Origin of the sequence: Mesorhizobium sp. WSM1293, from assembly GCF_000513875.1 — a bacterium.
In the GTDB taxonomy this organism is placed as follows: Bacteria; Pseudomonadota; Alphaproteobacteria; order Rhizobiales; family Rhizobiaceae; genus Mesorhizobium; species Mesorhizobium ciceri.
On the sequence record NZ_AZUV01000020.1, the window covers coordinates 30,850 to 55,517 of the forward strand.

The 24,668-nt window shown below is 63.5% G+C and carries 22 protein-coding genes and 1 pseudogene; 5 read left to right on the forward strand and 18 right to left on the reverse strand.

What is annotated here, in order from left to right; genetic code table 11:
* Positions 1–136 precede the first annotated feature (136 nt).
* From M729_RS0122855 to M729_RS01000000135590, 3 genes are all read left to right on the forward strand, one after another.
* Positions 137–2,458, forward strand: a complete 2,322-nt coding sequence (locus M729_RS0122855) for a PAS domain-containing sensor histidine kinase (protein ID WP_027162968.1) — start codon at positions 137–139, stop codon at positions 2,456–2,458.
* A 107-nt stretch (positions 2,459–2,565) separates the two neighbouring features.
* Positions 2,566–2,826: a type II toxin-antitoxin system prevent-host-death family antitoxin gene (locus M729_RS0122860; protein ID WP_013532628.1), complete on the forward strand. Its 261-nt coding sequence runs from the start codon at positions 2,566–2,568 to the stop codon at positions 2,824–2,826.
* A gap of 69 nt (positions 2,827–2,895) precedes the next feature.
* On the forward strand, positions 2,896–3,261 hold the full coding sequence (locus M729_RS01000000135590) for a hypothetical protein (RefSeq protein ID WP_245267614.1): 366 nt from the start codon (positions 2,896–2,898) through the stop codon (positions 3,259–3,261).
* A 59-nt stretch (positions 3,262–3,320) separates the two neighbouring features.
* On the opposite strand, the gene M729_RS0122870 is transcribed toward M729_RS01000000135590, so the two are convergent.
* The 4 genes from M729_RS0122870 to M729_RS0122890 all read right to left on the reverse strand — a co-directional run bounded on the left by M729_RS0122870 (position 3,321) and on the right by M729_RS0122890 (position 10,333).
* Complete coding sequence (locus M729_RS0122870; RefSeq protein ID WP_027162969.1) at positions 3,321–6,269, reverse strand: bifunctional [glutamine synthetase] adenylyltransferase/[glutamine synthetase]-adenylyl-L-tyrosine phosphorylase; 2,949 nt, start codon at positions 6,267–6,269, stop codon at positions 3,321–3,323.
* On the reverse strand, positions 6,269–7,747 hold the full coding sequence (locus M729_RS0122875; RefSeq protein ID WP_027162970.1) for a HAMP domain-containing sensor histidine kinase: 1,479 nt from the start codon (positions 7,745–7,747) through the stop codon (positions 6,269–6,271). Before M729_RS0122875 ends, M729_RS0122870 begins: the two co-directional genes overlap by 1 nt.
* 7 nt (positions 7,748–7,754) lie before the next feature.
* Positions 7,755–8,429, reverse strand: a complete 675-nt coding sequence (locus M729_RS0122880) for a response regulator transcription factor (protein WP_023812818.1) — start codon at positions 8,427–8,429, stop codon at positions 7,755–7,757.
* A gap of 350 nt (positions 8,430–8,779) precedes the next feature.
* On the reverse strand, positions 8,780–10,333 hold the full coding sequence (locus tag M729_RS0122890; protein WP_013532632.1) for a Do family serine endopeptidase: 1,554 nt from the start codon (positions 10,331–10,333) through the stop codon (positions 8,780–8,782).
* Positions 10,334–10,539: 206 nt separating this feature from the next.
* Between M729_RS0122890 and M729_RS1000000137545 the strand changes: the two are divergent.
* Positions 10,540–10,758: pseudogene (locus tag M729_RS1000000137545) on the forward strand (type II toxin-antitoxin system RelE/ParE family toxin); the annotation flags it as partial.
* Here M729_RS1000000137545 and M729_RS0122900 read toward each other — a convergent pair.
* The 9 genes from M729_RS0122900 to M729_RS0122940 all read right to left on the reverse strand — a co-directional run bounded on the left by M729_RS0122900 (position 10,755) and on the right by M729_RS0122940 (position 18,634).
* Entirely contained in the window at positions 10,755–11,219 is a 465-nt protein-coding gene (locus M729_RS0122900) for a cytochrome c-type biogenesis protein (RefSeq protein WP_013532633.1), read from the reverse strand. The pseudogene M729_RS1000000137545 and the gene M729_RS0122900 sit on opposite strands and share 4 nt — an antisense overlap.
* Positions 11,216–13,207: a heme lyase CcmF/NrfE family subunit gene (locus tag M729_RS0122905; protein WP_027162971.1), complete on the reverse strand. Its 1,992-nt coding sequence runs from the start codon at positions 13,205–13,207 to the stop codon at positions 11,216–11,218. Before M729_RS0122905 ends, M729_RS0122900 begins: the two co-directional genes overlap by 4 nt.
* A 32-nt stretch (positions 13,208–13,239) precedes the next feature.
* Complete coding sequence (gene ccmE, locus M729_RS0122910; RefSeq protein WP_013532635.1) at positions 13,240–13,683, reverse strand: cytochrome c maturation protein CcmE; 444 nt, start codon at positions 13,681–13,683, stop codon at positions 13,240–13,242.
* Positions 13,684–13,691: 8 nt separating this feature from the next.
* Complete coding sequence (gene ccmI, locus M729_RS0122915; protein WP_027162972.1) at positions 13,692–14,831, reverse strand: c-type cytochrome biogenesis protein CcmI; 1,140 nt, start codon at positions 14,829–14,831, stop codon at positions 13,692–13,694.
* A 93-nt stretch (positions 14,832–14,924) separates the two neighbouring features.
* Positions 14,925–15,362: a hypothetical protein gene (locus tag M729_RS0122920; protein ID WP_013532637.1), complete on the reverse strand. Its 438-nt coding sequence runs from the start codon at positions 15,360–15,362 to the stop codon at positions 14,925–14,927.
* Between the two features lie 184 nt (positions 15,363–15,546).
* Complete coding sequence (locus M729_RS0122925; RefSeq protein WP_027162973.1) at positions 15,547–16,980, reverse strand: ATP-binding protein; 1,434 nt, start codon at positions 16,978–16,980, stop codon at positions 15,547–15,549.
* Positions 16,964–17,629: a response regulator transcription factor gene (locus M729_RS0122930; RefSeq protein WP_013532639.1), complete on the reverse strand. Its 666-nt coding sequence runs from the start codon at positions 17,627–17,629 to the stop codon at positions 16,964–16,966. Before M729_RS0122930 ends, M729_RS0122925 begins: the two co-directional genes overlap by 17 nt.
* A gap of 119 nt (positions 17,630–17,748) precedes the next feature.
* Positions 17,749–18,051 (reverse strand): hypothetical protein, encoded by a 303-nt coding sequence (locus M729_RS0122935; RefSeq protein ID WP_013532640.1) that lies wholly within the window; start codon positions 18,049–18,051, stop codon positions 17,749–17,751.
* 175 nt (positions 18,052–18,226) lie between these two features.
* Positions 18,227–18,634 (reverse strand): DUF3168 domain-containing protein, encoded by a 408-nt coding sequence (locus M729_RS0122940; RefSeq protein ID WP_027162974.1) that lies wholly within the window; start codon positions 18,632–18,634, stop codon positions 18,227–18,229.
* Positions 18,635–18,927: 293 nt separating this feature from the next.
* Here M729_RS0122940 and M729_RS0122945 point away from each other — a divergent pair, with 293 nt between their 5' ends.
* A complete protein-coding gene (locus tag M729_RS0122945) occupies positions 18,928–19,716 on the forward strand; it encodes a fumarylacetoacetate hydrolase family protein (RefSeq protein WP_027162975.1) in 789 nt (262 codons plus the stop codon).
* On the opposite strand, the gene M729_RS0122950 is transcribed toward M729_RS0122945, so the two are convergent.
* The 5 genes from M729_RS0122950 to M729_RS0122970 all read right to left on the reverse strand — a co-directional run bounded on the left by M729_RS0122950 (position 19,713) and on the right by M729_RS0122970 (position 24,667).
* Positions 19,713–20,516: an ABC transporter permease gene (locus M729_RS0122950; RefSeq protein WP_027162976.1), complete on the reverse strand. Its 804-nt coding sequence runs from the start codon at positions 20,514–20,516 to the stop codon at positions 19,713–19,715. The two genes, M729_RS0122945 and M729_RS0122950, sit on opposite strands and share 4 nt — an antisense overlap.
* Positions 20,516–21,349, reverse strand: coding sequence for an ABC transporter permease (locus M729_RS0122955; RefSeq protein WP_013532644.1), 834 nt, complete (start codon positions 21,347–21,349; stop codon positions 20,516–20,518). Before M729_RS0122955 ends, M729_RS0122950 begins: the two co-directional genes overlap by 1 nt.
* 23 nt (positions 21,350–21,372) lie before the next feature.
* Positions 21,373–22,488 (reverse strand): ABC transporter substrate-binding protein, encoded by a 1,116-nt coding sequence (locus tag M729_RS0122960; RefSeq protein WP_027162977.1) that lies wholly within the window; start codon positions 22,486–22,488, stop codon positions 21,373–21,375.
* A 67-nt stretch (positions 22,489–22,555) separates the two neighbouring features.
* Entirely contained in the window at positions 22,556–23,650 is a 1,095-nt protein-coding gene (locus M729_RS0122965; RefSeq protein ID WP_027162978.1) for an ABC transporter ATP-binding protein, read from the reverse strand.
* A gap of 120 nt (positions 23,651–23,770) precedes the next feature.
* On the reverse strand, positions 23,771–24,667 hold the full coding sequence (locus M729_RS0122970) for a LysR substrate-binding domain-containing protein (RefSeq protein WP_013532647.1): 897 nt from the start codon (positions 24,665–24,667) through the stop codon (positions 23,771–23,773).
* Position 24,668 lies beyond the last annotated feature (1 nt).

A 24,668-nucleotide genomic window follows, 5' to 3' on the forward strand; every position in this document is an offset into this window, starting at 1 on the left:
ATTTTAGTCGATTTTTAATCTTTTTTCGCCGGACCACTGGACAAGGCGAATCACCTTTGATTCTTTACTGACGATTCGGAAGTGCGGCGTTTGCCGGATCACCAAGCAGCATAGGCAAATTCGGGGAGTGCCATTTATGGCGAAGGCGGACGCGTGGGGCGCGCCCGGAGGGACGGTTTTTGCGCATCGTGAGACGCGCGGCGACGGTCTTGCCGGGAATACGCGACTCATCGCCGAACCGGCCTACCGGCGGCTTCTGGCCGCCGAGCCGCTGCTGCGCCGATCAATACCCGTCCTCATCATCACTTTCCTGATCGTCATCGCGGCGCTGCGCGTGCTGTCGCTGATGAACGAGCGCGACGATGTCGAGCGCAATGCCAAGGCGATCCTGACGCTGGCGGCGGGCCAGCTGGCCAGTTCGCTCGCCACCACCTCGGAAACGGTGCCCGGCGCCATACAGGATCTGCTGGAGACCACCAGCCGTCAGGGCGCGATGGGCCGCAGCCATGTGCTTGTCATCACCGACAGCGCTTTCAAGATCGTCGCGGTGACGCCACGCTCGATGCCATGGCAGGGCCATTCTCTGGACGGCCTCGTCGAGGGCGGCCAGCCCTTGTTCATGTTCGGCGATCGTGCCGGCGTCATGGACGTCAACATCGACGGACGGGATTGGTACGCCGCGGTCAGCCTCGCGAATGGCGGAAAGGGTGCATCGGCGGCCCTGGTGCCACAGGACGCGGTTTTCGATGCCTGGCGCAAGACCGTTTCGCTGAACGTCACCCTGTTCGTGCTGACGGCCGGTGTGCTGATCGTCATCCTCTATGCCTATTTCGGCCAGGCGGCACGTGCGCAGGCGGCCGACCGCATCTACCTCGAAGCGCATCAGCGCATCGACATGGCGCTGGTTCGCGGCCGCTGCGGCCTGTGGGACTGGGACATGGTGCGCGGCAAGATGTACTGGTCGCGCTCGATGTACGACATGCTCGGCTACAAGCCTTGCGAAACGATGCTGTCCTTCGGCGAGGTCGATCAGATCATCCATCCCGAGGACGGCGACCTGTTCGAGCTCGCCAACAGAATCGTCGCACGCGAGATCGATCACATCGATCAGGTGTTCCGCATGCGCCATGCCGATGGCCAATGGGTCTGGATGCGCGCACGGGCACAGGTCATCGATCCGGAAGCGCCGGAGATCCAGCTGATCGGCATCGCCGTCGACGTCACCGAACAGCGTCATCTGGCGCTGCGTTCCGAGGCTGCCGACCTTCGCCTCAGAACGGCGATCGAGAACATCAACGAATCCTTCGTGCTGTGGGATTCGACGCAGCGCCTGATCATGTGCAATTCCAAATACCAGCAGGACAACGGGCTTTCGGACCGCGACGTGATGCCGGGCACCGCGCGCGCGGCGCTGGAAGAACGCATGCTGGCCTTTGCTTCCGAAAGGCGGCTTGCCCACACCAGCGGCCTGCAGGGCGGCGCCACTTTCGAGCGGCAGTTGGCCGACGGCCGCTGGCTGCAGGTCAACGAACTGAAGACCCGGGACGGCGGCATCGTCTCGGTCGGTTCCGACATCACCCAGATCAAGCTGCACCAGGAGAAGCTGGTCGACAGTGAGCGACGGCTGATGGCAACGATCCATGATCTCAGCCTCGCGCGGCGGGCCGAAGAGGAGCGTTCGCGCGAACTGGTCGACCTCAACCGCAAATACATGAAGGAAACCGAACGGGCCGAAGCGGCGAACCGGGCCAAATCCGAATTCCTGGCCAACATGTCGCATGAGTTGCGCACGCCGCTGAACGCCATCATCGGCTTCTCCGAACTGATGGAACAAGGGCTGTTCGGTCCGCTCGGATCGGAGCGCTACGAGGAATATGCCACCGACATCAACAGCAGCGGCAAGTACCTGCTGGGCGTCATCAACGATATTCTCGACATGTCCAAGATCGAGGCCGGCCAGTTCTCTCTGGACCGGGAAGAGATCGACCTCGGCCCGCTGATCAGCGAAACCGTACGCGTCGTTTCGCTGCAGGCGGCGCAAAAGGCCATCACCGTGGAAACGCGCATTGCCGATGCGCTGACGCTGGTCGCCGATCGCCGTGCGATCAAGCAGATCGTCATCAACCTTTTGTCCAATGCGGTGAAGTTCACCGGCCACGGCGGCCACATATCGGTCAGGGCCCGCAACACATCCGGCGCGCTGGTGCTGACGATCGAGGACAATGGCTGCGGCATCCCCAAGGAGGCGCTCGGAAAGCTCGGACGGCCGTTCGAACAGGTGCAGAACCAGTTCTCCAAGAGCCATGCCGGGTCCGGCCTTGGCCTTGCCATCTCACGTTCGCTGGCCGAGCTTCAGGGCGGCGCGCTGAAGATCCGGTCGAGCGAAGGTGTCGGCACTATCGTGTCGGTGCGCATTCCGGTGAAGAAGAGCGTGCTGGCCGTCAAGGTTGCAGCGTGAAGTTTTTATCACCATCCCAGGCCTGATCCACCTCGTGGACGCGAGGTGAAACGCTTTGACAAAGTTATCTATTTTATCTATTTTGGATAAAAAAGAAAGGCCTTGTCATGCGAGTGACTTCAACGGAATTCCAGCAGAATGTCGGGCGTTTTCAGGATGCTGCCCAGCGTGCGCCGGTCGCAATCACAAAGAATGGCCGGACCCACACGGTACTCCTGTCGGCGGCGATGTTCGAGGTCTTGGTCAAGGGACGGGTCGCCCGTCCTGTGGAAGAGCTGGACGACGAGACGCTTAACGCCATCGCCGAAAGCGCCGTATCGAGCGAATATGCCGGGCTTGATGCAATGCTCAAAGACTGGACACCGTGAGCCTGCCCAAACCTATCCCGGGTCTGGTGATTTCCTATTCTTACCTCTGGGTGAGAGAACACGAAAAGGGTGCCGAAGAAGGTCGCAAAAAACCGACCATGCGCCATTGGCGCCGCGCGCCGGGTCGTGGAGGGCCGTGAAGTCATAACGGTCGGTCCGGTCACACACTCGCCACCAGCTGATCCTGCCGATGCAGTAGAAATACCTGCGCCCCTCAAAGCCTATCTCGGCCTCGATGACACGCCATCATGGATCGTCGTCACCGAAACCAATCATTTCCTCTGGCCGGGTCCCGATCTCAGGCCTATCGCGGGGAGCAAACCGTCCCGATTCGACTATGGCATGCTGCCGCCGCGTTTCTATGCCTATCTGCGCGACCGGATTTTGCAGTCTCACGCAAGCCGGGCGCTGCAGCAGATTCGGCGAACAGAGTAGCTGCATGAGACTGGAGGACCACGAAACGTCCCCGATTCCAAGGGACGATCGCTTCCCGGTCATCCCGCACGAAGCAAAAGGTCGAAATCCTTCCTGACCTTCTGCGACGTCTCCTTGAGATGTGCTTCGAGCACACCGAAATCCGGCAGGTCGGTCACCGCCAGAAGCAGATCCGAAAGCCCCGGCGGAACGTCGTCGCGCTCGAAGGCTCCGGTAAGGCACAGCCGCGTCATCTGGGTCAGCGCCAGATAGAGCGCATAGGCGTCGAAAAGCTCCTGCCTCGCCCCGGCATTGGCGAAGCCCGGTGACAGGCGCGAAAGGATTTCGGCGGTACCGGTAACGCGCGGCCCGGCGCCTACCTGCCCGGTGATGACAGCGACTTGGGCGATGAATTCGAGATCGATCAGGCCGCCGGGGATCAGCTTGATGTCCCACAGGTCGCGCGGCGGCTTTTCCTTCTCGATCATAGCCCGCATCTCCGCAGCCTCGGCCATCACCTTTGCAGCATCGCGCGGCTGGCCAAGTGCAGCCGCCACTTCCGCTTCAACCTCGCCGCACAGGCTGGCGTCACCGGCAATGGCGCGGGCGCGTGCCAGCGCCATGTGTTCCCAGGTCCAGGCTTCCTGGCGCTGGTATTTCTTGAAAGCATCGATATGGGTCGCCACAGGACCCTTGTTGCCTGATGGCCGCAGGCGCAGGTCGAGTTCGTAGAGCACGCCCTCCGCCGTCGGCGCCGACACAGCCGCGATCAGCCGCTGCGTCATGCGGGTGTAGTAATGCGAAGGCGCCAGCGGCTTGTCGCCATCGGACTCCTCGGCGTCCGGCGCGTGGTCGTAAAGCAGGATCAGGTCGACATCCGATCCGGCGGTCAGCTCGCGGCTGCCGAGCTTGCCCATGCCGAGCAGCGCAACCACGCCGCCGGCAATGGTGCCGTGGCGCGCCGCGAATTCGGCCGTCACCGCCTGCAACGCAGCCTCGATGGTGAGATCCGCCAGATCGGAGAAGGCGCGGCCGGCGCGCGCCGGATCGATCGAGCCGGCGAGCAGCCGGACGCCGATCAGGAATTTCTGCTCGGAGGCAAAAATGCGCAGCCGGTCGAGCACGTCCTCATAAAGCCGGTCGCCCTCGACAAAGGCGGAAAGCCGTGCCGACAGGTAGGCGCGGTCCGGTAGCTCCGTCAGCAAGGCCGGGTCGAGCAGACCATCGAAGACATGCGGCCGGCGGGTGATGATCGCCGCCAGCCGGGGCGCCGCACCCATGATCGTTGCCAGGAGCTTCAGCAGGGCCGGATTGGACTGCAGCAGGGAAAACAGCTGGATGCCGGCCGGCAGGCCGGCGAGAAATTCATCGAAGCGCATCAGCGCTTCGTCGGCCCGGCGCGTCTGGCCGAAGGAGCGCAGCAGCGCCGGCGTCAATTCCGTCAGCCGCTCGCGCGCCTCCGCCGACTGGGTGACGCGATAGCGACCGAAATGCCAGCCTCGGATGACGCGGCAGATGTCGCTTGGCCGCTGGAAGCCGAGGCCGTGCAAGGTCTGCAGCGTATCGGGATCGTCGACATCGCCGGTGAAGACGAGATTGCCGATGCCTGTCGACAGTTCCGGTGCTGTTTCGAACAGTGCCGCGTAGTGGCGTTCGACCTGCTGCAGCGAGGCGCGAAACGCCTGGGAAAAGGCAGAAGCATCGGCAAAGGCGAGCATGCGGGCGATGCGCTCCAAGCCTTCGTCATCTTCCGGCAGCGTGTGGGTCTGCTCGTCGGCAACCATCTGCACGGCATGTTCGACGCGGCGCAGGAACCAGTACTGGCGGGCGAGCGCATCGCGCGCCTCGATGGTGATCCAGCCGCGTGTCGCAAGCTCGCCGAGCATCGGCACGGTCTCGCGGCCACGCAGTTCAGGGAAGCGTCCGCCGGCGATAAGCTGCTGGGTCTGGGCGAAAAACTCGATCTCGCGAATGCCGCCGCGGCCGAGCTTGACATTGTGGCCCTTGACCGCGATCTCGCCATGGCCCTTGTGGGCGTGGATCTGGCGCTTGATCGAATGGACGTCGGCAATCGCCGCGTAATCCATGTATTTGCGCCAGATATAGGGCTGAAGCTCCTTGAGGAAGGCAGCGCCCGCGGCCAGATCGCCGGCTACCGGACGTGCCTTGATCATGGCGGCGCGCTCCCAGTTCTGGCCGCGCGCCTCATAGTAGCGCAGTGCCGCCTCGACCGGGATCGCCAGCGGTGTCGAACCGGGGTCGGGGCGCAGCCTCAGATCGGTGCGGAAGACATATCCGTGCTCGGTGCGGTCCTGCAGGACGCGAACCAGGCGGCGCGTCAGCCGCGAAAACAATTCGGTGGCATCGAGCGGGTCGACGACCGCCGGTGCTTCCGGATCGAAGAAAACCACCAGATCGATGTCCGAGGAGAAATTCAGCTCATGTGCCCCGAGCTTGCCCATGCCGAGCAGGATCCAACCCGACTGTTTCGACGGGTTGTCGACATCCGGCAGTTTGAGTTTGCCCTGGCCGTGCGCGTCGCGCAGCAGGAAGTCGACGGCGGCACGGGTACAGGCGTCAGCGAGGTCGCTCAACCGCCGGACCGTCAGCGCCGTTTCGGCCTCGCCGGCAAGATCGGCCAGCGCGATGAGGAAATGCGCCTCCGACTTCCACTGGCGCAGCTCCATCATCAGGCCGGATTCCGAAAGGGTCTCCGCCAAATGCGCCAGGTCTATGGCGGCGCCGATCGCTTTCAGCCGAGCCTCGATTGTCTGCTCGAACAGCCCGTCCAGGATTTGCGGCCGGCGACGTGCCGTATCGCGCAGGAACGGCGACAGATCGAAGACGGCGGCGAGGAAATCCTGGCCCTCCCCTTTGCCGGCCAGAAACTTGGCCAGCCGCGTCAGCCCTTCTTCGCGTGCGGCGGACGCGATCTCGGCCAGTTCCAGCCGCGCACGGTCCTCGTCCAGCGGAACAAGCCTGGCCGCCGGCTTCAGCAGCCAATCTTTCGCTCTCGCAGCCGTGCTCATCAGTGATCCTCCCGAACCGGGAAACTCATGACCACGGATAGTCCAGGATTGCCAGGCAAGAGTTCAAGCCGGCCATTGTGGAATGTCATGACGGCCTTGGCGAGGCTGAGGCCAAGACCCGAACCCGGTTGCGAACGGCTCTTCTCCAGCCGCACGAAACGTTCCGTGGCACGCGCGCGGTCGCCATCGTCGGGAATGCCGTGGCCATTGTCGGCAACCGACAGGCGAACGTCCGCACCGGCTCGCTCGAGCGTGACGCGCACCGCCGGCTGGGCATTGGCGCCGGTCGAATATTTGATGGCGTTGTCGACGATGTTCGACAGCGCCTGGCCGATCAGTTCGCGGTTGCCGTTGACGGACACCGCCTCGTGCGCGTCTGCTTCCAGCGACACGCCCGCCTCTTCCGCCACCGGCTCATAGAGCTCGACGACATCGCGTACGGCTTCCGCAAGATCGACGCGGTTCGTATTTTCAGACGAGTAGCCAGCCTCCAGCCGGGAGATCATCAGGATGGCGTTGAAGGTTTTTATCAACTGGTCCGACTCGGCGATGGTGCCTTCCAGCGCCTGCCGGTAGTCGGTGGGCTTTTGCTTGCCCGAAAGCGTCGCTTCGGCCCGGTTGCGCAGCCGGGTCAGCGGCGTCTTCAGATCATGCGCGATGTTGTCGGAAACCTGCTTCAAGCCTTCGTTGAGCGTGGCGATCCTGGCCAGCATGGCATTGAGATTTTCGGAGAGCCGGTCGAACTCGTCGCCAACCCCCGTCACCGGCAGCCTGCCCGACAGATCGCCGCCCATGATGCGACGGCTGGCTTCCGACACGCTGTCGATGCGCTTCAGCGCAGCGCGGCCGACAAAAAACCAGATCAGCAATCCGCCCAGCCCCATCATGCCGAGCGCCAGCATCAGCGCACGGCGGATGACGGCACGAAACCGTTCCGGCTCGCCAAGGTCGCGGCCGACCAGCATGATCATCTGGTTCGGCAGCCGCAGCACCAGCGCAATGGCGTTGTGGCCTTTTTCGCCCTGCGCCTGCGCATCGTTCTGCTCGGATTGGGTGGGGGTACCCTGCTCGGCGGGAAGGTTGCGCAGGCGCTCGAGCTCTCCCTCGCCAAAGCGCTGATAAGAGAACGGACTGCTGGTCCAGCCTTCGGTTTCGAGAACGCCAGGTTCGAGGCTCTGCACGTTGCCGGTCAGGATCTGGCCGTTGGCGTCGGCGATCAGGTAAAGGTTTGCGCCGGGCTGGCGCGAGCGCGCTTCGACCACGCGGACCAGTACCGGCAGGCCGCCGCGCTGATAGGCGCGGGCAAGGCCGAGCACTTCGTCATTGATGGTCTCCTGCGTCTGCGCGGTCAGCATTCGCGCCGACAGCGAGGTCATGTAGAAGACGAGCGCCACCGCGCAGAGCGCGAAGAGCAGGAAGTAGAGCGCCGAAAGCCGCGCTGCCGTCGTCTTCATGATGGCTGGCACGGAAAGAGCCATGCCGCAGCTAACCACTCTTCAGCATATAGCCGGCGCCGCGAACCGTATGCAGGATGGGCTTGTCAAAGCCCTTCTCGATCTTGCCGCGCAGCCGGGAGACATGGACGTCGATGACATTGGTCTGCGGATCGAAATGGTAGTCCCAGACATTTTCCAGCAGCATGGTGCGCGTCACCACCTGGCCGGCATGCCGCATCAGATATTCGAGCAAGCGGAACTCACGCGGCTGCAGCGTTATCTCGCGTGACGCACGGCGGACCGAATGCGACAGCCTGTCGAGTTCGAGATCGCCGACGCGGTAGACGGTTTCCGCTTCCTTGGCACTGGCGCGCCGGTTCAGCACCTCGACGCGGGCGAGAAGCTCGGAGAAGGCATAGGGCTTTGTCAGGTAATCGTCGCCGCCGGCGCGCAAACCCGTGACCCGGTCATCGACCTCGCCGAGCGCCGACAGGATCAGCACCGGCGTCGTGTTGCCCCTGGACCTGAGACCGGCAATGACCGACAGGCCGTCGCGACGCGGCATCATCCGGTCGATCACCATCACGTCGTAGTCGCCGGCGTCGGCGAGCGCAAAGCCGGTTTCGCCGTCACCGGCGACATGCGCGGTGTGACCGGCCTCGGCAAAGGCTTTCTGCAAGTAATCCGCAGCCTCGCGATCGTCTTCTATGACGAGAATCTTCATAGGGCTGTTATACGCGATTTCGCCGGAAGGTTGAGTGGCAGACATCTGCATTGTGGCCTTTGCCAAAGCGCATCGCGACCGAGATCGCTCGAAGCAGTGCGCGATAAAGCTGCTCGCTGCCGATGTCGGTGGCATCGGATCGTTGAAGCGCTTTTGAAATTGTGCGGCAGCGGGCGATGGGAAGCCCGCTGCCGCCGGGGGAAGGCGCGATGACTGACTAACGCGCGCTCCTCCATGCTTTCCCGTACGGCGGCTCGGGGGTGTTGAACCGGCGCACTGGAAAAGTCCAACTTGCCGCCGGAACGCCCTCACCCACCTCGGAAGGCCGAGAGAACGCTCCGGGGCCGACCTCAGCCCTTGGCGACGGGCAGCGCGACGAAACGATTGGTGTCGTCGCGGGTGATCTGCATCAGCACCGCCTTGCGGCCGGATTTGACCGCTTCGGTCATCGCCTTGGTGACGTCGTCGGTGCCGTTCACTTCGGTCGAATTGACCGATGTGATGACGTCGCCCGGCTGGATGCCGCGATCGGCGGCATCGCTGTCGGGATCGACGTCGGTCACCACCAGCCCCTTGCCGTTTTCGGACTTGGTGACGGTCAGGCCGAGATCGGCCAGCGTGTCGGGCTTTGCCGGAGCGGCAGGCTGCGACTGGTCGACAGAGGCCTGCTTGTCGCTCGAGGGCAGTTTGCCGAGATCGACCTTGACCGTCTGGCTCTTGCCGTCGCGCCACACGGTGACGTCAACCGACTTGCCAGGCGAGTAGGCGCCGATCAGCCGTGCCAGTTCCTTCGGCGAAGCGACGTCCTTGCCGTTGACCTGGGTGATCACGTCACCGGCCGTGATGCCCGCCTTCTTGCCGGGACCATCGTCCTGGGCACTGGAAACCAGTGCGCCGTTGTTGGACTTCAGACCAAGCGACTCAGCGATGTCGGAGGTGACCGGCTGGATTTCGACACCGAGCCAGCCGCGCTGAACGGAACCGCTCTTCATCAGGTCCTGAACGACCTGCTTGGCGGTCGAAGCGGGAATGTCGAAGGCGATGCCGACGCTGCCGCCGGACGGCGAGAAGATCGCGGTGTTGATGCCGACGACCTGGCCGTTGAGGTTGAAGGTCGGGCCGCCAGAATTGCCGCGGTTGACCGATGCGTCGATCTGGATGAAGTCGTCATAAGGGCCAGCGCCGATGTCGCGGCCGCGGGCGGAGACGATGCCGGCGGTGACGGTGCCACCAAGGCCGAACGGATTGCCGACGGCCACCACCCAGTCGCCGACGCGAACCTTGGAGTCATCGGCGAAGTCGACATAGGTAAACTTGCCGACGCCATCGACCTTGAGCACGGCGAGATCGGTGCGCGGGTCGGTGCCGATCAGCTTGGCGTCGAGTTCCTTGCCGTCATTCATCACCACGGTGAAGGCCGAGCCTTCCGAAACGACGTGGTTGTTGGTGACGAGATAGCCGTCATCCGAGATGAAGAAGCCGGAACCTTGTGCAACCGGCCGCGGCTGGTCGTTGTTGCGGTCGCGATGGCTGAAGCGCCTGTTGCCGCCACCCTGGCCGTCCTGATCACCAAAGCCGCGGAATTCCTTGAAGAAGCGGCGCAGTTGCGGATTGTTGGGCAGGTTGTTCATGCCATCCTGATCGTCGGACGGGTCGGAGCCGTCATCGGCGGCCGGGCTGATCTTGGCCTTGACCTTGACGCTGACAACAGCGGGAGAAACCCGCTCGACGACATCGGCGAAGCCCGGTACCTGCGGCGCCTCGACGCGCACGGCATCGGCCAGAACAGGGCTGGTTCCGCTGGTCAGCGCACCGACGCCGATCGCACCGGCCACGGCGACAGACGCGACGGCAGCCATGAGACGCTTGCGGGTGACGGAATATGAACGGGGGGCAATATTCATGGATCTCGTATCCTCTTTCCAAATGGACGCTGCTGATGGGCATCCTCAAGCAAGAGAATTAGAGTGGCGCACATTACAGCGCCATTTCCGACACATGAAACTTTGGTAATGTTTTGGGGTCGGGAGACGCACAAACCCGTTGGCCGCGATGCCCTATGCGCTATCTTGTACACAACTCAGCACAAGGCTTTCATAAATGACAGCAAGCACGCCTGGCGGATCGTATTCGTGAAATGGGCCGAGGCCTTGGTGATATGGCGACGGGCCGGCCAGGCCGGGTAACAGGCACATATGAGACGTTCATCGGCCGCCTGCCGTACATCATTGCTTATGAGTTGCGCCCGATCGCTGGCCGTCAGTGCGTCGTTATCCTGCGCGTCATTCACACGTCGCGGGACTGGCCCTCGGAGGAATGGCCGAGCTAATTGCCTAGTATCTTGTCCAGCGCCGCCTGTTCCTCAGTGGTCAGCGCATTGGTTGCCGTCGAGCGACGCGACCGCGCGGTCAGCACGATGAAAACGCCTCCCACCAGCAACAGCAGGACAGGCGTGCCCCACAGCAATGCATTGCGCAGGTCGAAACGCGGCTTGAGCAGCACGAACTCGCCATAGCGCGAAACCACGTAGTCCATGACCTGCTGGTCAGTGTCGCCGGCGACGAGGCGCTGACGCACGAGGACGCGCAGGTCGCGGGCAAGGTCGGCATCGGATTCGTCGATCGACTGGTTCTGGCAGACCATGCAGCGCAAGCCTTCCGAAAGCGCCCGAGCCCGCGCCTCAAGTGCAGGATCAGGCAGCATCTCGTCAGGCTTCACCGCCAAGGCCGTGCCGGCAAAAAACAGCGCCAGCAGCAGGATAATGGAGGTCAGCGAAAGCCGTGCGTTCATGGCAGGGTCGCGGATGGCACCACGCTCGCCTGCTTGCGCCGTCGCGACGGCGCGCCGACGCGCAGGCGCCGGTCCATCAGCGACATCGCCGCGCCCGCCATCATCATCAGGCCACCGCCCCAGATCAACGTCACCAGCGGCTTCCACCACAAACGCACGACGACCGAACCGTCTTTGCCCTCGTCGCCGAGCGAGATGTAGAGCTGCGAGAAACCGATCGTCCTGATGCCGGATTCCGTCGTCGTCATCTGCCGCGCCGGATAAAACCGCTTGGCGGAGCTGATTTCGCCAACAGGGCTGCCGCTGACGCCGATCAGCTCGAAGCGGCCGCGATCCTCGCTGTAATTCGGTCCCTGGGCCGGATAAAGCCCGACGAAACGCAGCGTATGGCCGGACAGTTCGACGGTCTCGCCGGCATGCATCGACAGGATCTTCTCGGTGCCGAAGCAAAGTGTGCCGACGATGCCGAGCGTGGTCAGGCCGAGGCCGAGGTGAGCGAAGGCTGTGCCGAAGACCGAGCGCGGCAAGCCGAGCAAGCGCCGGACCATGATCCCCGTTGCGACGGTCCGAAAGCCGGATTTGACGGCGAGATCGGTGAGCGCGCCAAGGATCAGCCAGACGGCAAGGCCTACGCCCAGGGCTGCGAACACCGAGGCGCCGTCGATGAACAGAGCGGTGACCAGCGTCGCCAGCAGCGCCGCTGCAAAGGCCACCATCAGGCGCTGCGCGACGGCGAAAACATCGCCGCGCTTCCAGGCCAGCAACGGCCCGAACGGAACCACGAGCAGCAGCGGCACCATCAGCGGCCCGAAGGTGAGATTGAAGAACGGCGCGCCGACCGAGATCTTGTCGGCTGAAAAGGCTTCGACAGCGAGCGGATAGAGTGTGCCGACAAGCACGGTCGCCGTCGCCGTGGTCAGGAACAGATTGTTGAGGACGAGTGCCCCTTCTCGGGAAATCGGGTGGAACAGGCCGCCGGTCGTCAACCGGGAAGCGCGCAGCGCAAACAGCGCCAGCGAGCCGCCGATAAACAGCGTCAGGATGCACAGGATAAACACGCCCCGGGTCGGATCGGTGGCAAAGGCGTGCACCGAGGTCAGCACGCCCGAACGCACGAGGAAGGTGCCGAGCAGCGACAGCGAAAAGGTCAGGATGGCGAGCAGCAGCGTCCAGATCTTCAGCGCCGAGCGCTTTTCCATGACAATGGCCGAATGGAGCAGCGCGGTGCCCGCCAGCCACGGCATGAAAGACGCGTTCTCGACTGGATCCCAGAACCAGAAACCGCCCCAGCCAAGTTCATAGTAGGCCCAGTACGATCCCATGGCGATGCCGCCGGTCAGGAACATCCAGGCGACCAGCGTCCACGGCCGCACCCAGCGCGCCCAGGACGCGTCGATGCGGCCTTCGATGAGAGCGGCGACCGAGAAGGAAAAACAGATCGAGAAGCCGACATAGCCGAGATAGAGGAATGGCGGGTGGATGGCGAGGCCGAGATCCTGCAGGATCGGGTTGAGATCGCGGCCTTCGATCGGCGCCGGATTGAGCCGGATGAACGGATTGGACGTCGCCAGAATGAACAGGAAGAAGGCGGCGCCGATGGCGCCTTGCACCGCAAGCACATTGGCGCGCAGCGTCGCCGGCAGGTTGGAGCCGAAAGCGGCGACGAGTGCGCCGAAGAAGGTCAGGATCAACACCCAAAGCAGCATCGAGCCTTCATGATTGCCCCAGGATCCGGTGATCTTGTAGATCAACGGCTGCAAGGAATGCGAGTTTTCCCACACGCTTGCCACCGAGAAATCGGAGCTCGCATAGGCACTCGCCAGCGCTGCGAAAGACAGCGCCGTCAAGGCGAAGCCGGTCACCGCGACCGGACCGCCGACGGCCATCAGGCGCTGGTTGTTCAGGCGTGCGCCAAACAGCGGCACGAGCGTCTGCACCAGCGAAAGCGCAAACGCCAGGACGAGGGCGAAATGTCCGGTTTCAACCATGCCCGTGATCCACTGTCGCTCTCCTGCCGGAGCTATTCACTCTTGCTCTCCTGCCACACGCCCTTGGCCTTGAGGCCGTCCGCAACCTCCTTGGGCATATAGCGCTCATCATGCTTGGCCAGCACGCTATCGGCAACAAAAACCCCGTCCGGGCCGAAACTACCCTCGGTGATGACGCCCTGCTCTTCGCGGAAAAGGTCGGGCAGGATGCCGGTGTAGGTGACCTTGACCGATTTGTGCGTGTCGGTGACCGAAAAGCCGACCGTGGCCCCCTGCCCGCGCTGGATCGTGCCTTTTTCGACCAATCCACCCAACCGGATGCGCTGGCCAGGCTGGACGCTTGCCGTGGTGAGATCGGCCGGCATGTAGAAATAGGAGGCCTTCTGGCCAAGCGCGTAGAAAGTCAGCCCGGTCGCGGCACCCAGGAAGACCAGGCCGCCCGCGATCACCGACAATCGTTTCTGCTTGCGCGTCATGTCTTGTTCTACTCCGTCGCCGCAAGCCCAAGCGAAGCGGCAAAGGCGGTGAACTTCTTCGCCTGGTCACTGTCGGCCCCAAAGACGGCAATGGCGCGACCGAGCGCCTCACGCGCCTGATCGGCCTTGCCAAGCACGACATAGGAACGAACGAGCCGCATCCATCCTTCCGGGTCGTGCGGATTTTGCCGCAGTTTGTCGTCAAGGCCGGCAACCATGGTGTTGATCATGGCTTCCCGATCCTGCGGCGACATCGAGGATGCGGCGTCGATATCGCCGGCATCGGGGCCGTTGGCGGCGCCGCCGGAAGCCACTTCGGGGTTACCGGACTTGGCCAGCGCCTGCTCGACGGCACCGCGCCATGGCGAGTCCGGCGGCAATCTGCCCAGCATCGCCTGCCATGCCGTGCTCGCTTCCTTGGCGCGACCCTCCTGCGCCAACGCCATGGCCAGGTAGAAACTGGCCTTCGCATTGGCCGGATCGAGCTTCAGGGCTGCCTCGAAAGCATCCTGGGCATCGGCCGAGACAATGCCGCCTGCCGCGCCGGCGATCGCCTCTCCGAGACCGGCCTGGCGAACGGCGCTGTCGCCATCAAGCCGAATGGCGTTGCGATAGGCATCCGCCGCGTCGGAAAAGCGCTGCATGCGCAGATAGACCGGTGCAAGCACGTCCCAGCCCCTGCCATCGGTGGGATTGGCGGCCAGATGGGCTTCGGCCCGCGCCACCAGTTCGTCGACCGAACTGTCGGCGGGATTCTTGGCCAACCGCTCGCTGAGCGGTTGTGACGGCAGGTCGGGAGAGCCAAGCTTGACATAGAGCCCCCAACTGACCAGCGGCACCGCCAGCACGGCTACGGTCGCTACCAGCCTTGCGGTGGCCGGCGCTCGGCCCGCGTTTGCGCCGCCGGCGGTACCCGCATTGTCAAGGCGAAGGATGCGGCGAGCGATCTCGGCGCGGGCTTCGGCCGCTTCGGCCGGCTGGATCAAGCCACGCGCGGCGTCGCGGTCAAGCTCGGACAGTTGGTCGCGATAGACTTCGAGATCATGTTCGCCGCTCGACGACGCGCCCTTCGCGCTGGCGGCCAGCGGCAACAGCACCGCCAGGCTTGCACCCAGCGTGAGAATGGCGGCTATGACCCAGAACAGCATGGTTCTTCCAATAACGGCAGAGCTCTGCCGTGCCAACAGATGCATGCTGCGACGCTTTGACGACGCCAGCCGCCAATCGTCGGCAGACGGTCGTCAGGTCAGCGGCGTCCAGCTGCCATCGGCGTTGCGGCAAGCGGTTCCGCGCGCCGTGACTCCGGCGCCGCCGGAAAACACCGTCTGCGTGTACTGGCGGCAGTCCTGCGAACCGACGCGGTAGGGCTGGGCCGGAACCACCTCGCCGTAGCGCGAAGCCTGGGCGCCTTTCCACGTCACCTTCTGGCCGCTGGTCGTGTATTCCAGCGCTTTGTACTCAGCCTCGAGCGCGCTGCGCTTCTCGGTCTCGCTGAGGCCGTTGCCGATCGCCCCGCTGATGAGGCCGCCGCCCATCGCCGAAATGATCGTCGTGGTCACCTTGCCGCTGGAAGGAGGTGTCGAGGCCGGTGTCGCTGCCACGGTTGGACCCTTGCCGCTCAAGGTGGTGCAGCCGGAAACAGCCAGCAATGCGGAAACAAGCGCGACGCGAATCTTCATGCCAACAACCGGTTTTCTTGAGTTGGAGCCTGCCATGGATGCGCCGGGGGCCGCGTCATCGAGAAGTCGGCGTGGCCATAGTATTGATATTTGTCGGAAATTTGGCCGCTGGCCGCTGCGGGACCAATGGACATGCCGCCAACAACATCTCCCGCCCCTCTATGTCGATCGGCTCTGGTGAACATCACTGAAGGCTCCGCAATCGCACCACCGCCTTCAATCCGCCCATACCGGACCGTTCGAGCGCCAGAACGCCTCCATACTCGTTGACGAGGTCTGCGACAATGGCCAGGCCCAGACCTGTTCCGGGCTTTGTCTCGTCCAGACGCCGTCCGCGCTTCAGCGCCTCGCGCGCCTTGTCCTCGGGAATGCCCGGACCGTCATCCTCTATGCCGATCTCGAACAGGCCGGCCGGGTCGTCCTTGCCGGTCAAGGGCACGATCGAGACCTGCACCGCGCTCTTTGCCCATTTCATCGCGTTTTCAAGGAGATTGCCCAGCAGTTCCTCAAGGTCCTCGCGCTCGCCGGCGAAGACGATCTCGCCCGCCGGCAGCGACAGCGACAGATTTGTCTGCGGATTGAGCTTCCGCAGAACCCGCACCATGCGCTGCACCAGCGGCGTCACCGGCGTGCGGTAGACGACGCTGTCGCGTTGTGCCGCGACGCGGGCGCGCTGGAGATAGTGTTCGACCTGCTTCTGCATGGAAGCCGCCTGTTCGGCGATCAACTGCCCCTTGGCGCCGCCGAGCGCGCGGCCCTCGTTGAGCAGTACCGCCAGCGGCGTCTTCAGCGAATGGGCGAGATTGCCGACCTGTGTTCGCGACCGCTCGACGATGCGCCTGTTGTTTTCGATCAGCGCATTGGTTTCGTTGGCAAGCGGTTCGATCTCGGCCGGGAAGCGGCCGTCGAGCCTCTGGGCGGTGCCTTCGCGCACCATGGCGAGCGCGTTCCTGACCCGGCGCAGCGGCTGCAGGCCGAGCAGGATTGCGATCGCGTTGATGGCGATCATGCCGACGCCGAACAGGCTGAGATAGGTCAGCAGGCGACGCTGAAAGGTGGCGATTTCCTGTTCGAGTTCGCTCTGGTTGCCCATGACGCGGAAACGCGCGGCGCGGTTCTTGGCGTCGAGGACGAATTCGCTCTCGAACACTTCGAGTTGCTCGCCGTCGATGCCTTCGGCTGCGTAGCTGCGCTGGAAGCTCGCGTTGAACGGCACCTCGGCAACGCTCGGTGACGGGATCGTCGTGGTCATCGACGACGAATGGAGATCGCCATGCACGCCTTCCGAAGCGGGCTCAACCGACCAGTACCAGCCCGAATTCGGCTCCGAGAACCGGAGGTCGCCGAGATCTGGCGCGCCGGTCAGCGCACCGCTGTCGGAGATGCCGATCGAACCGATCAGGTTGAACAGATGCGCCGAAAGCAGGCTGTCGAAGCCGCGCTCGCTGGCCTGGCGGTATAGGGTGGTGATCAAGGTGAAGATGACAACGAGCGTCACGATCGCCCAGACCGTGGAAAAGGCGATGACGCGGAACGTCAGCGAACGCGGCCACAAACGCAGCGAAAGCGGCGTCTTTGCGGTTGGTTTGAGCGGTTCCGAGTTACGCCTCCGGCTCACGCATGCGGTAGCCCATGCCGCGCACGGTTTCGATCATGTCGATGCCCATCTTCTTGCGCAGCCGCCCGACAAACACCTCGATGGTGTTGGAATCGCGGTCGAAATCCTGATCGTAGAGATGCTCGACCAGTTCGGTCCGCGAGACGACCTCGCCCATATGGTGCATCAGATAGGCAAGCAGGCGGAATTCGTGCGACGTCAGCTTCAGCGGCACGCCGCCGACATCGGCCTTGGAGGCCTTGGTGTCGAGGCGCAGCGGTCCGCAGGTCAGCTCGGACGAGGCATGGCCGGCAGCGCGCCGGATCAGAGCCCGCAGCCTCGCCAGCACCTCCTCGATGTGGAACGGCTTGGTGACGTAGTCGTCGGCGCCGGCATCGATGCCGGAAACCTTGTCGCTCCAGCGGTCGCGCGCCGTCAGGATCAGCACCGGCATCTTGCGGCCGCCGCGTCGCCAGCGCTCGACCACGCTGATGCCGTCCATCTGCGGCAGGCCGATATCGAGCACGACCGCGTCATAGGGCTCGGTGTCGCCGAGGAAATGGCCTTCCTCGCCGTCGAAGGCGCGGTCGACGACATAGCCGGCATCGACCAGCGCATCCGATATCTGCCGATTGAGATCCTTGTCATCTTCGACGACCAGTACACGCATGCGGAGTTCGATACCTGTTGAAGAGCTTTGTCGGATGGAAGAGCTTTGTAGGATTGAAAACTGGGGCAGATATAGGCCGATTCCGGCGGCCTGGGAAACGTGGCCTAAGGTTGATTGGATCAGTTCAGCGGAACGACGATCTCGGAACGGCGCGGACGTTGTCCGTCCTTGCCCGGAACGAGCACGACGATGACACAGACAGGCTGACCGCCGCGCGTCGATTGCGAGGCCTTGGCCAGCGTTCCGCCATTCTGCTCGGCCACCTGTTGGCCGATGGCGTAGCAATCGGAGGCCGCCAGTACGATCGGACTGGCCAGGTCGGGCGGCGCGATGACCGGCATCGCCATCGCCTGCGACGCAAACAGCCCGGCAGCACAAAGCGCCAGTGTCGCGGTTCGGAAGTGGGAGCGAAGCGTTTTCATGACCGGCGTTGTAACGCATCGGTGCTGAACGTGAAATGAACGGTGAACGCCGCTGAAAACATCCTCGCCACACCCCTGCAACGCGAGACAGTCAACCTGGAATTTCACCGCCTCGAACAGGCGAAATCCCGCGAAAGTCCAGTCTAGACTCCGTTTTGACCATATTGAAAGCGCATCAGGCATTTTCCTGCGTCATCGCGCGAAAACGCAGCAGCCCATGATGGACGAGTAGATCCTCGTCATGGCGGGCCTCGGCGAACTCCAGCGACAGTCGTGTCTGGCCGCGAGGGCCGATCACCAATGCTGCGTCGGCAAGGCGCGCCTGGATGGCGGCCATGATGGCTAGCGTTTCGGCATCACCATGGGCTTTCGACCAGACATGCAGCGTAATCAACTGATCGTCGGTGTTCTCGATGCCCGTATCCCAGTCGAAAGCGGAGGTATGGCCGCAGGTCACGTACGGAAAAGCGGCGTTGTCGGCTGGCCGTTCGAGCAGTCCGGCGCCGCCCAGCAAGGCCGACAGCGATGGATCGCTTTTCAGCCTGAGAACCAGTGCCTGCTGTAAATCGCCTGGCGCGGTCATCGTCTTTTCCTCCGGTTCCTGCGCTGCCGACTGTTGCTTTTCGGAAGCTGTCCGCGTTCTGCGTGTTCTGACAGATATAGCCATTCGACGCGCAGAGGCGATGGCGATTCGTCATCGGAATGATGGATGCCGATGATCTCGAAAGGGCGGCTTTGCCAAGACCACCGTCGCGGGCACCACGCCGTGAACATGGACTCTCGATTCCTGGTCACATATTCTCGCTCCATACAGCGTCGCATGACGCAATGTTTCCTTGCCGTTTTTGATCCGCGAAGCAATTTCGGAAGCTGATGATGCTCGATGCAGAAAAGACCAGGGCTGCGTCGCGGTTGTTGGTAGGCCACTGGGACAAGGGCACCCGTCTCGACGCCATACCCGAGGCGTTGCGCCCACAAACACGGCTCGAAGGTTACGCTGTCCAGTCGCATGTCATGGATCGCTCGGCGGCTCCGCTTTTCGGCTGGAAGATTGCCGCGACCAGTCTGGCGGGACAAAGGCACATCAATGTCGACGGCCCCATGGCCGGACGTCTCCTGGCCGAGAAAGCGGTGGAGATCGGCGGGACCGTTTCCCTGGCGACGAGCAAGATGCGCGTGGCCGAGATCGAGTTCGCTTTCCGTTTCGGCCGCGAGCTGCCGCCTCGTCCGGCACCCTATGAAATCGCCGAGGCGATGGAAGCCGTGGCGAGCTTGCACCCGGCGATCGAAATCCCGGACTCACGGTATGACGATTTCTGCGCCGTCGGGGCGCCGCAGCTCATTGCGGACAATGCCTGCGCCAATCTGTTTGTCATCGGCGAGGCGGCGGAAGACGACTGGCACGACGTGGATCTTGCAAAGCACCCCGTGATCGCGTCCGTTTCCGGAAGGTCGCAACATAGCGGATCGGGAGCAGCCGTATTGGGCGATCCTCGCATCGCGCTTACCTGGATCGTCAATGAACTGTCGGGCTTGGGCATAGCGCTCCAGCCGGGACAGGTGGTGATTACCGGCACCTGCGTGACACCGATAAGCGTCGAGGCAGGCGACGAAGTCATCGGCGATCTAGGCAGGTTTGGCCGCGTCTCGGTGAGGTTTGTCTAGGCTCCGCGCTGCCTGGCCACGAAACTGCGCACCGCCAGCACCAGCACGGTGATGATGATCAGGATCACCGACAATGCCGCGATCGCCGGGTCGATGTTGTCGCGCAAGCCCATCCACATGAGCCGCGGCAGCGTGATGGCGTTGACAGAGGTGATGAACAAAGTGACGCCGATTTCTTCCCAGGACAGCACGAAGGAGAGAAGTGCGGCGGTGACGATGCCGAACTTGATGTTGGGCATGATGATGCGGGTGGCGCGCTCCCACACAGTGGCCCCTAAGCCCCGCGCGGCAAGGTCGATGCGGCGGTCGAGCTGGCTGAGAGAGACCAGCATCAGCACCGTGGCGAAGGGCACGGTCATCACCGAATGGGCCATGGCGACGCCCAGCCAGGTGTCGTAGCCGAAGAACGCGCTGAAGCCCGAGATCGAGGTGAGCAAGAAGTAGAGCGTGATCGCCGAGACCACCGGCGGCACCACCATCGGCAGCAGCACGAAGCCGACCAGGGCCGCGGTGAAGCGCGGCTGGAACATCCAGACGCCAAGGCTGAAGCACAGCGCCAGCACAGTTGAAAAGGCGCTGCTGACGACACCGATGCGGATCGAGAGCAGAATCGATTGGAGCCAGCGCGGGTCTTCGATCAGCGCCCGGTAGTGGCGCAGCGACAGTTCGCCCGACGGCATCGCCAGCATGCGGCTCGGCGTCAGCGACACCGGGATGACGGCGAGCAGCGGCATCAGCAGGAACAGCGCCACGAAGGCGGCGATGATCAGCGAGACGGGACCGGGGCGGTAGGTCGGCATCAGATCAACTGCTTCGGTCTGACATATCGGAACAAGAGCGCCATCAGCGCGCCGACGAACAGCACCAGCACGACGCTGATCGCTGCACCCAGCCCCCAGTCCGGGCTCTGGAATATCCTGAGGTAGATCAGCTCGGCAATCATGACGCTCCGGCCGCCACCAAGGATCGCTGGCGTGACGAAGAAGCCGAGCGAGAAGACGAAAACGATCATCGCCGCGCCTATGATGCCGGAGCGCGTCATCGGCACGAACACCGTCCAGAAGGTGCGCATGCGGCTGGAGCCGAGCCCGCGCGCCGCCAGGAGCACGCGGTCGTCGAGGCTGCGCATGGCCGATGCCAGCGGAAAAACGGCGAAAGGAATGAGGAAGTGCGTCATGCCGACGATGACGCCGAATTCGTTGCGCACCAACGCCAGCGGTTCGGAGATGAAGCCGATCGCCTGCAGCCACGTGTTGATCAGGCCGCGATTGGAGAGCAGCGCCACCCAGCCGAAGGCACGGGTCAGCACGGAAATCCAGAAGGGAACGAGAATGCAGAACTCGGCGATCAGGCGCTGTGCCGGGGTTCCACGCACCCAGACGACGGTGATGGCGTAGGCAGCGGCCACCGAGACCACAGTAACGACCGCCGCGATGCGCAGCGTGCGGATGAACACCGACTGCACCAGATCGTCGGTGAGCAGCGCCTCATATTGGCCGAGGCCGGGCGTCGGCAGCGTAAAACTCCATTTGACGACGCCAAGGAACGGCCAGGCATAGGCCAGGACAAGAAACAGGAGCAGCGGCGCCATCAACAGCGCCGCGCCCATCCTGTCGGAGAGATAGGATCTCATTGACCCGATTACCCCGGCCCTGATCAGGCCGAGATGATCTTGGTGTATTCGTCGAGCGCCGGCCCGTAGTTCTTGGCGTACCAGTCCATGTCGAGCGCGATCTGCTTCTTCATGTTCTCGGGATCAACCGGGTTGATGCGCTTCTTGTCGGCCGTGATCAGCGCGTCGGCAGCCGGGTTTGCAGGACCTTGGCCGAGCTTGTCGAACATGACCAACTGCTTTTCAGGGTCCTGGGCACTGGCGATGAACTTCATCGCAGCGTCCTTGCCGCCGGGGTTGTTCTTGAGCACGGCCAGCGCACCGGGCGAGATCAGCCCCTGGTCCCAGATGAACTTGATCTTGCCGCCCGAATCCTGCTCGATCAGCGAAGCGCGCGTCGACCAGACGATCGCCATCGAGGCCTCGCCATTGAGCAGCACGCTCTGGCTTTCGGCGCCGCCACCCCAATAGGCAACGACGTTTTCCTTGAACGCGGCGATCTTGTCATGGGCGCGCTTGAGGTCGAGCGGGTAGAGCGACGCCGGCGCGATGCCGTCGGCCAGAAGTGCTGCTTCCCAGCTCGATACGCCCCATTTGTAGAGCGAGCGCTTGCCGGGGAATTTCTTCACGTCGAAGAAATCGGCCATGCCGGTCGGCGCGTCCTTGCCGTACTTCTCGGAATCATAGGCGATGACATAGGAGAAGAAATAGGTCGAGGCGGCGTATTCCCAACCAAAGCCGGGCCGCATCTTCTTCTTGTCGACGATGTTGTAATCGATCGGCTCGAGAGCCCCTTGGGCGCCGAGCGTGATGGCCGAGAAGGGGTCCACGTCGACGAGATCCCAGGTCGGCGCGCCGCTCTTGAACTGCGCGGCGATGGCGCCTTCAGTCGGACCCGAACCGTCCATTTTGACGGCGATGCCGGTGTCCTTGGTGAAGGCCTGGCCATAGGCGGCATCATAGGCGGTGATGGCATCGCCACCCCAGTTGACCAGCACCAGTTCCTTGGCCTGCGCAAAGGCACCTGTCGAGCGCAGCAGCATCGGCGTGCCGGCCAGCACGAGTGCCGCCAGCTGTGTGAACTGCCGGCGCGAGATCTCGCCGCGACCTGCCCTGGCGGACAGGCTCTCGACGGCTTGTTTTTTGGTGTCATGTGTCATGTCAGTTCCCCTTTTTTGTTGTTGATAGTGCCGGAAAGCGGTGGAGCGACATCTCGCCACACCGTCGTCATTGCCCTCCATGCGGAAGGAGGAAACCCTTTTCCGCCGGCCAGGTGAGCCAGACGGAATTGCCCTTGCTGAGCGCTGCGGCCGCCACCTCGTTCGGCACCGAGACGGTAACCTTGGCGCCTTGCCGTGTCGTCAGGTCGAGCCGCGTTGCAGCGCCGAGATAGGTGGAGTTGGTGGCGGTAGCGGCGATGCCATTCTCGCCATCCGCCGCCTCGACCGATATCGACATGTATTCGGGCCGGATCGCCAGGATGGCATCGCCGCGCACGAGTTCGGCCTTGCAGCCCATGCTGACCGCGCGGTCTTCGCACAGGCCGGTCGAGCCATTGCCGGCAGGCTTGACGCCCTTCAGCGGCAGCATGTTGATTTCGCCGAGGAACTCGGCGACGAAGCGGTTGTCCGGCCGGTCGTAGACTTCGTCGGGCGCTCCGACCTGCAGCAGTTTGCCGTGGTTGAAGATGGCAACGCGCGACGACAGCGCCAGCGCCTCGCTCTGGTCGTGGGTGACGAAGACGAAAGTGGTTCCGGTTTCCTGGTGCAGCCGCTTCATCTCGGCCTGCATCTGGCCGCGCAGGCTCTTGTCGAGCGCCGAGAACGGCTCATCGAGCAACAGCACGCCAGGTTCGAACACCAGCGCACGGGCCAGCGCCACGCGCTGCTGCTGGCCGCCCGACAGTTGCGCCGGCAGTTTCTTCTCGTGGCCCTTGAGACCGACGCGCTCGATCATCTCGCCGACACGGCGCTTGATGTCGGCGGCCGGTTTCTTGCGCACCTTGAGTGGGAAGGCGATGTTGGCTTCGACGCTCATATGCGGGAACAGCGCGTAGCCCTGGAACACCATGCCGGCGGCCCGTTGCTCCGCCGGTCGGTCGGTGATGTCGACGCCGTCGCTGAACAGCTTGCCCTCGGTCGGCTGCACGAAGCCCGCAAGGATCATCAGGAAGGTGGTCTTGCCCGAACCCGACGGCCCGAGCAGGGTCAGGAACTCGCCACGGCCGATATTGAGCGACAGATTGTCCAGCGCACGGAACGAGCCGAAGCTCTTGCCGATCCCGATTGCCTTGATCTCTGCGGCACGGCCGGGTTGCTGCATACTGCCCTTTCCCTAACGCTTGTCGAAATCGTAGGCAGGGTGCCGGCTCACCGCAACCGAATAGTTTTCGCGTGATCGGCAAATTCCATTCATCTATGGCGAGATGGCGCCGCCTTGCCCTCAATACGGCAGAATGCGGTTCTCCTGGAGTTTCGACCGCAGCCATCCCGCGAACGCTTCCAGCACCGGATGCGAGGCCTTGGCGTGTTCGGAGACCAGGAAATAGGAGCGCGGCGACTTGATCGCGATGTCGAACGGCCTGACCAGCCGGCCCTCGCTCAGCGCCCGCCGGCTGGTCAGTTCGTCGCCCATGGCGATGCCTTGCCCGGCAATCGCCGCCGAAAAGACCAGGTTCATGTCGGAAAAGAAGATGCCGCCCTCAATGTCGGGGTTTTCCACCTTGGACAGCGCCAGCCAGCGCGCCCAATCCTCGGTGTCGTCGAGATGCAGCAGGTTGGCGCGCAGCACGTCCGACGGCCGGGAAAACCCGCCGACCTTGTTGAGCAGCGTCGGGCTGCAGAGCGGCGTGAACGAGATTTCGCAGAGCGGCTCGACCGCCCGGTTCGGCCAATTGCCGACACCAAACGCAATGAAGGCATCGGCATCTGCGTTGCTGACATCGTCGAGCCGGCGCGGCGTCAGGATGCGCAGCGCCACGTCAGGATACATCTGCCGGAACTCGCCGATATGGGTGCACAAGAACAGCGAGGCGAAGCCGGGCGTGCAACTGACGGCGAACGAGCCGCCGACGCCGGTGCCGGCGTCCCGCGTCACCGCATCGCCCAAAACGGTGAGCGCCTTGCGCACGTCGCTGGCGTAGCGCTGGCCGCGCGGCGTCAGCGCCACGCCCTTGCCGATGCGTTCGAGCAGGTCGAAGCCGAGATCGCGCTCCAGCAGACGAAGCTGATGGCTCACGGCGCTGCGGGTCAGGTGCAACTCGTCGGCGGCGCGCCAGACGCTGCCATGGCGGGCGAAGCTGTCGAGCGCACGCAGCGCTTGTGTGGATGGTATACGCAAG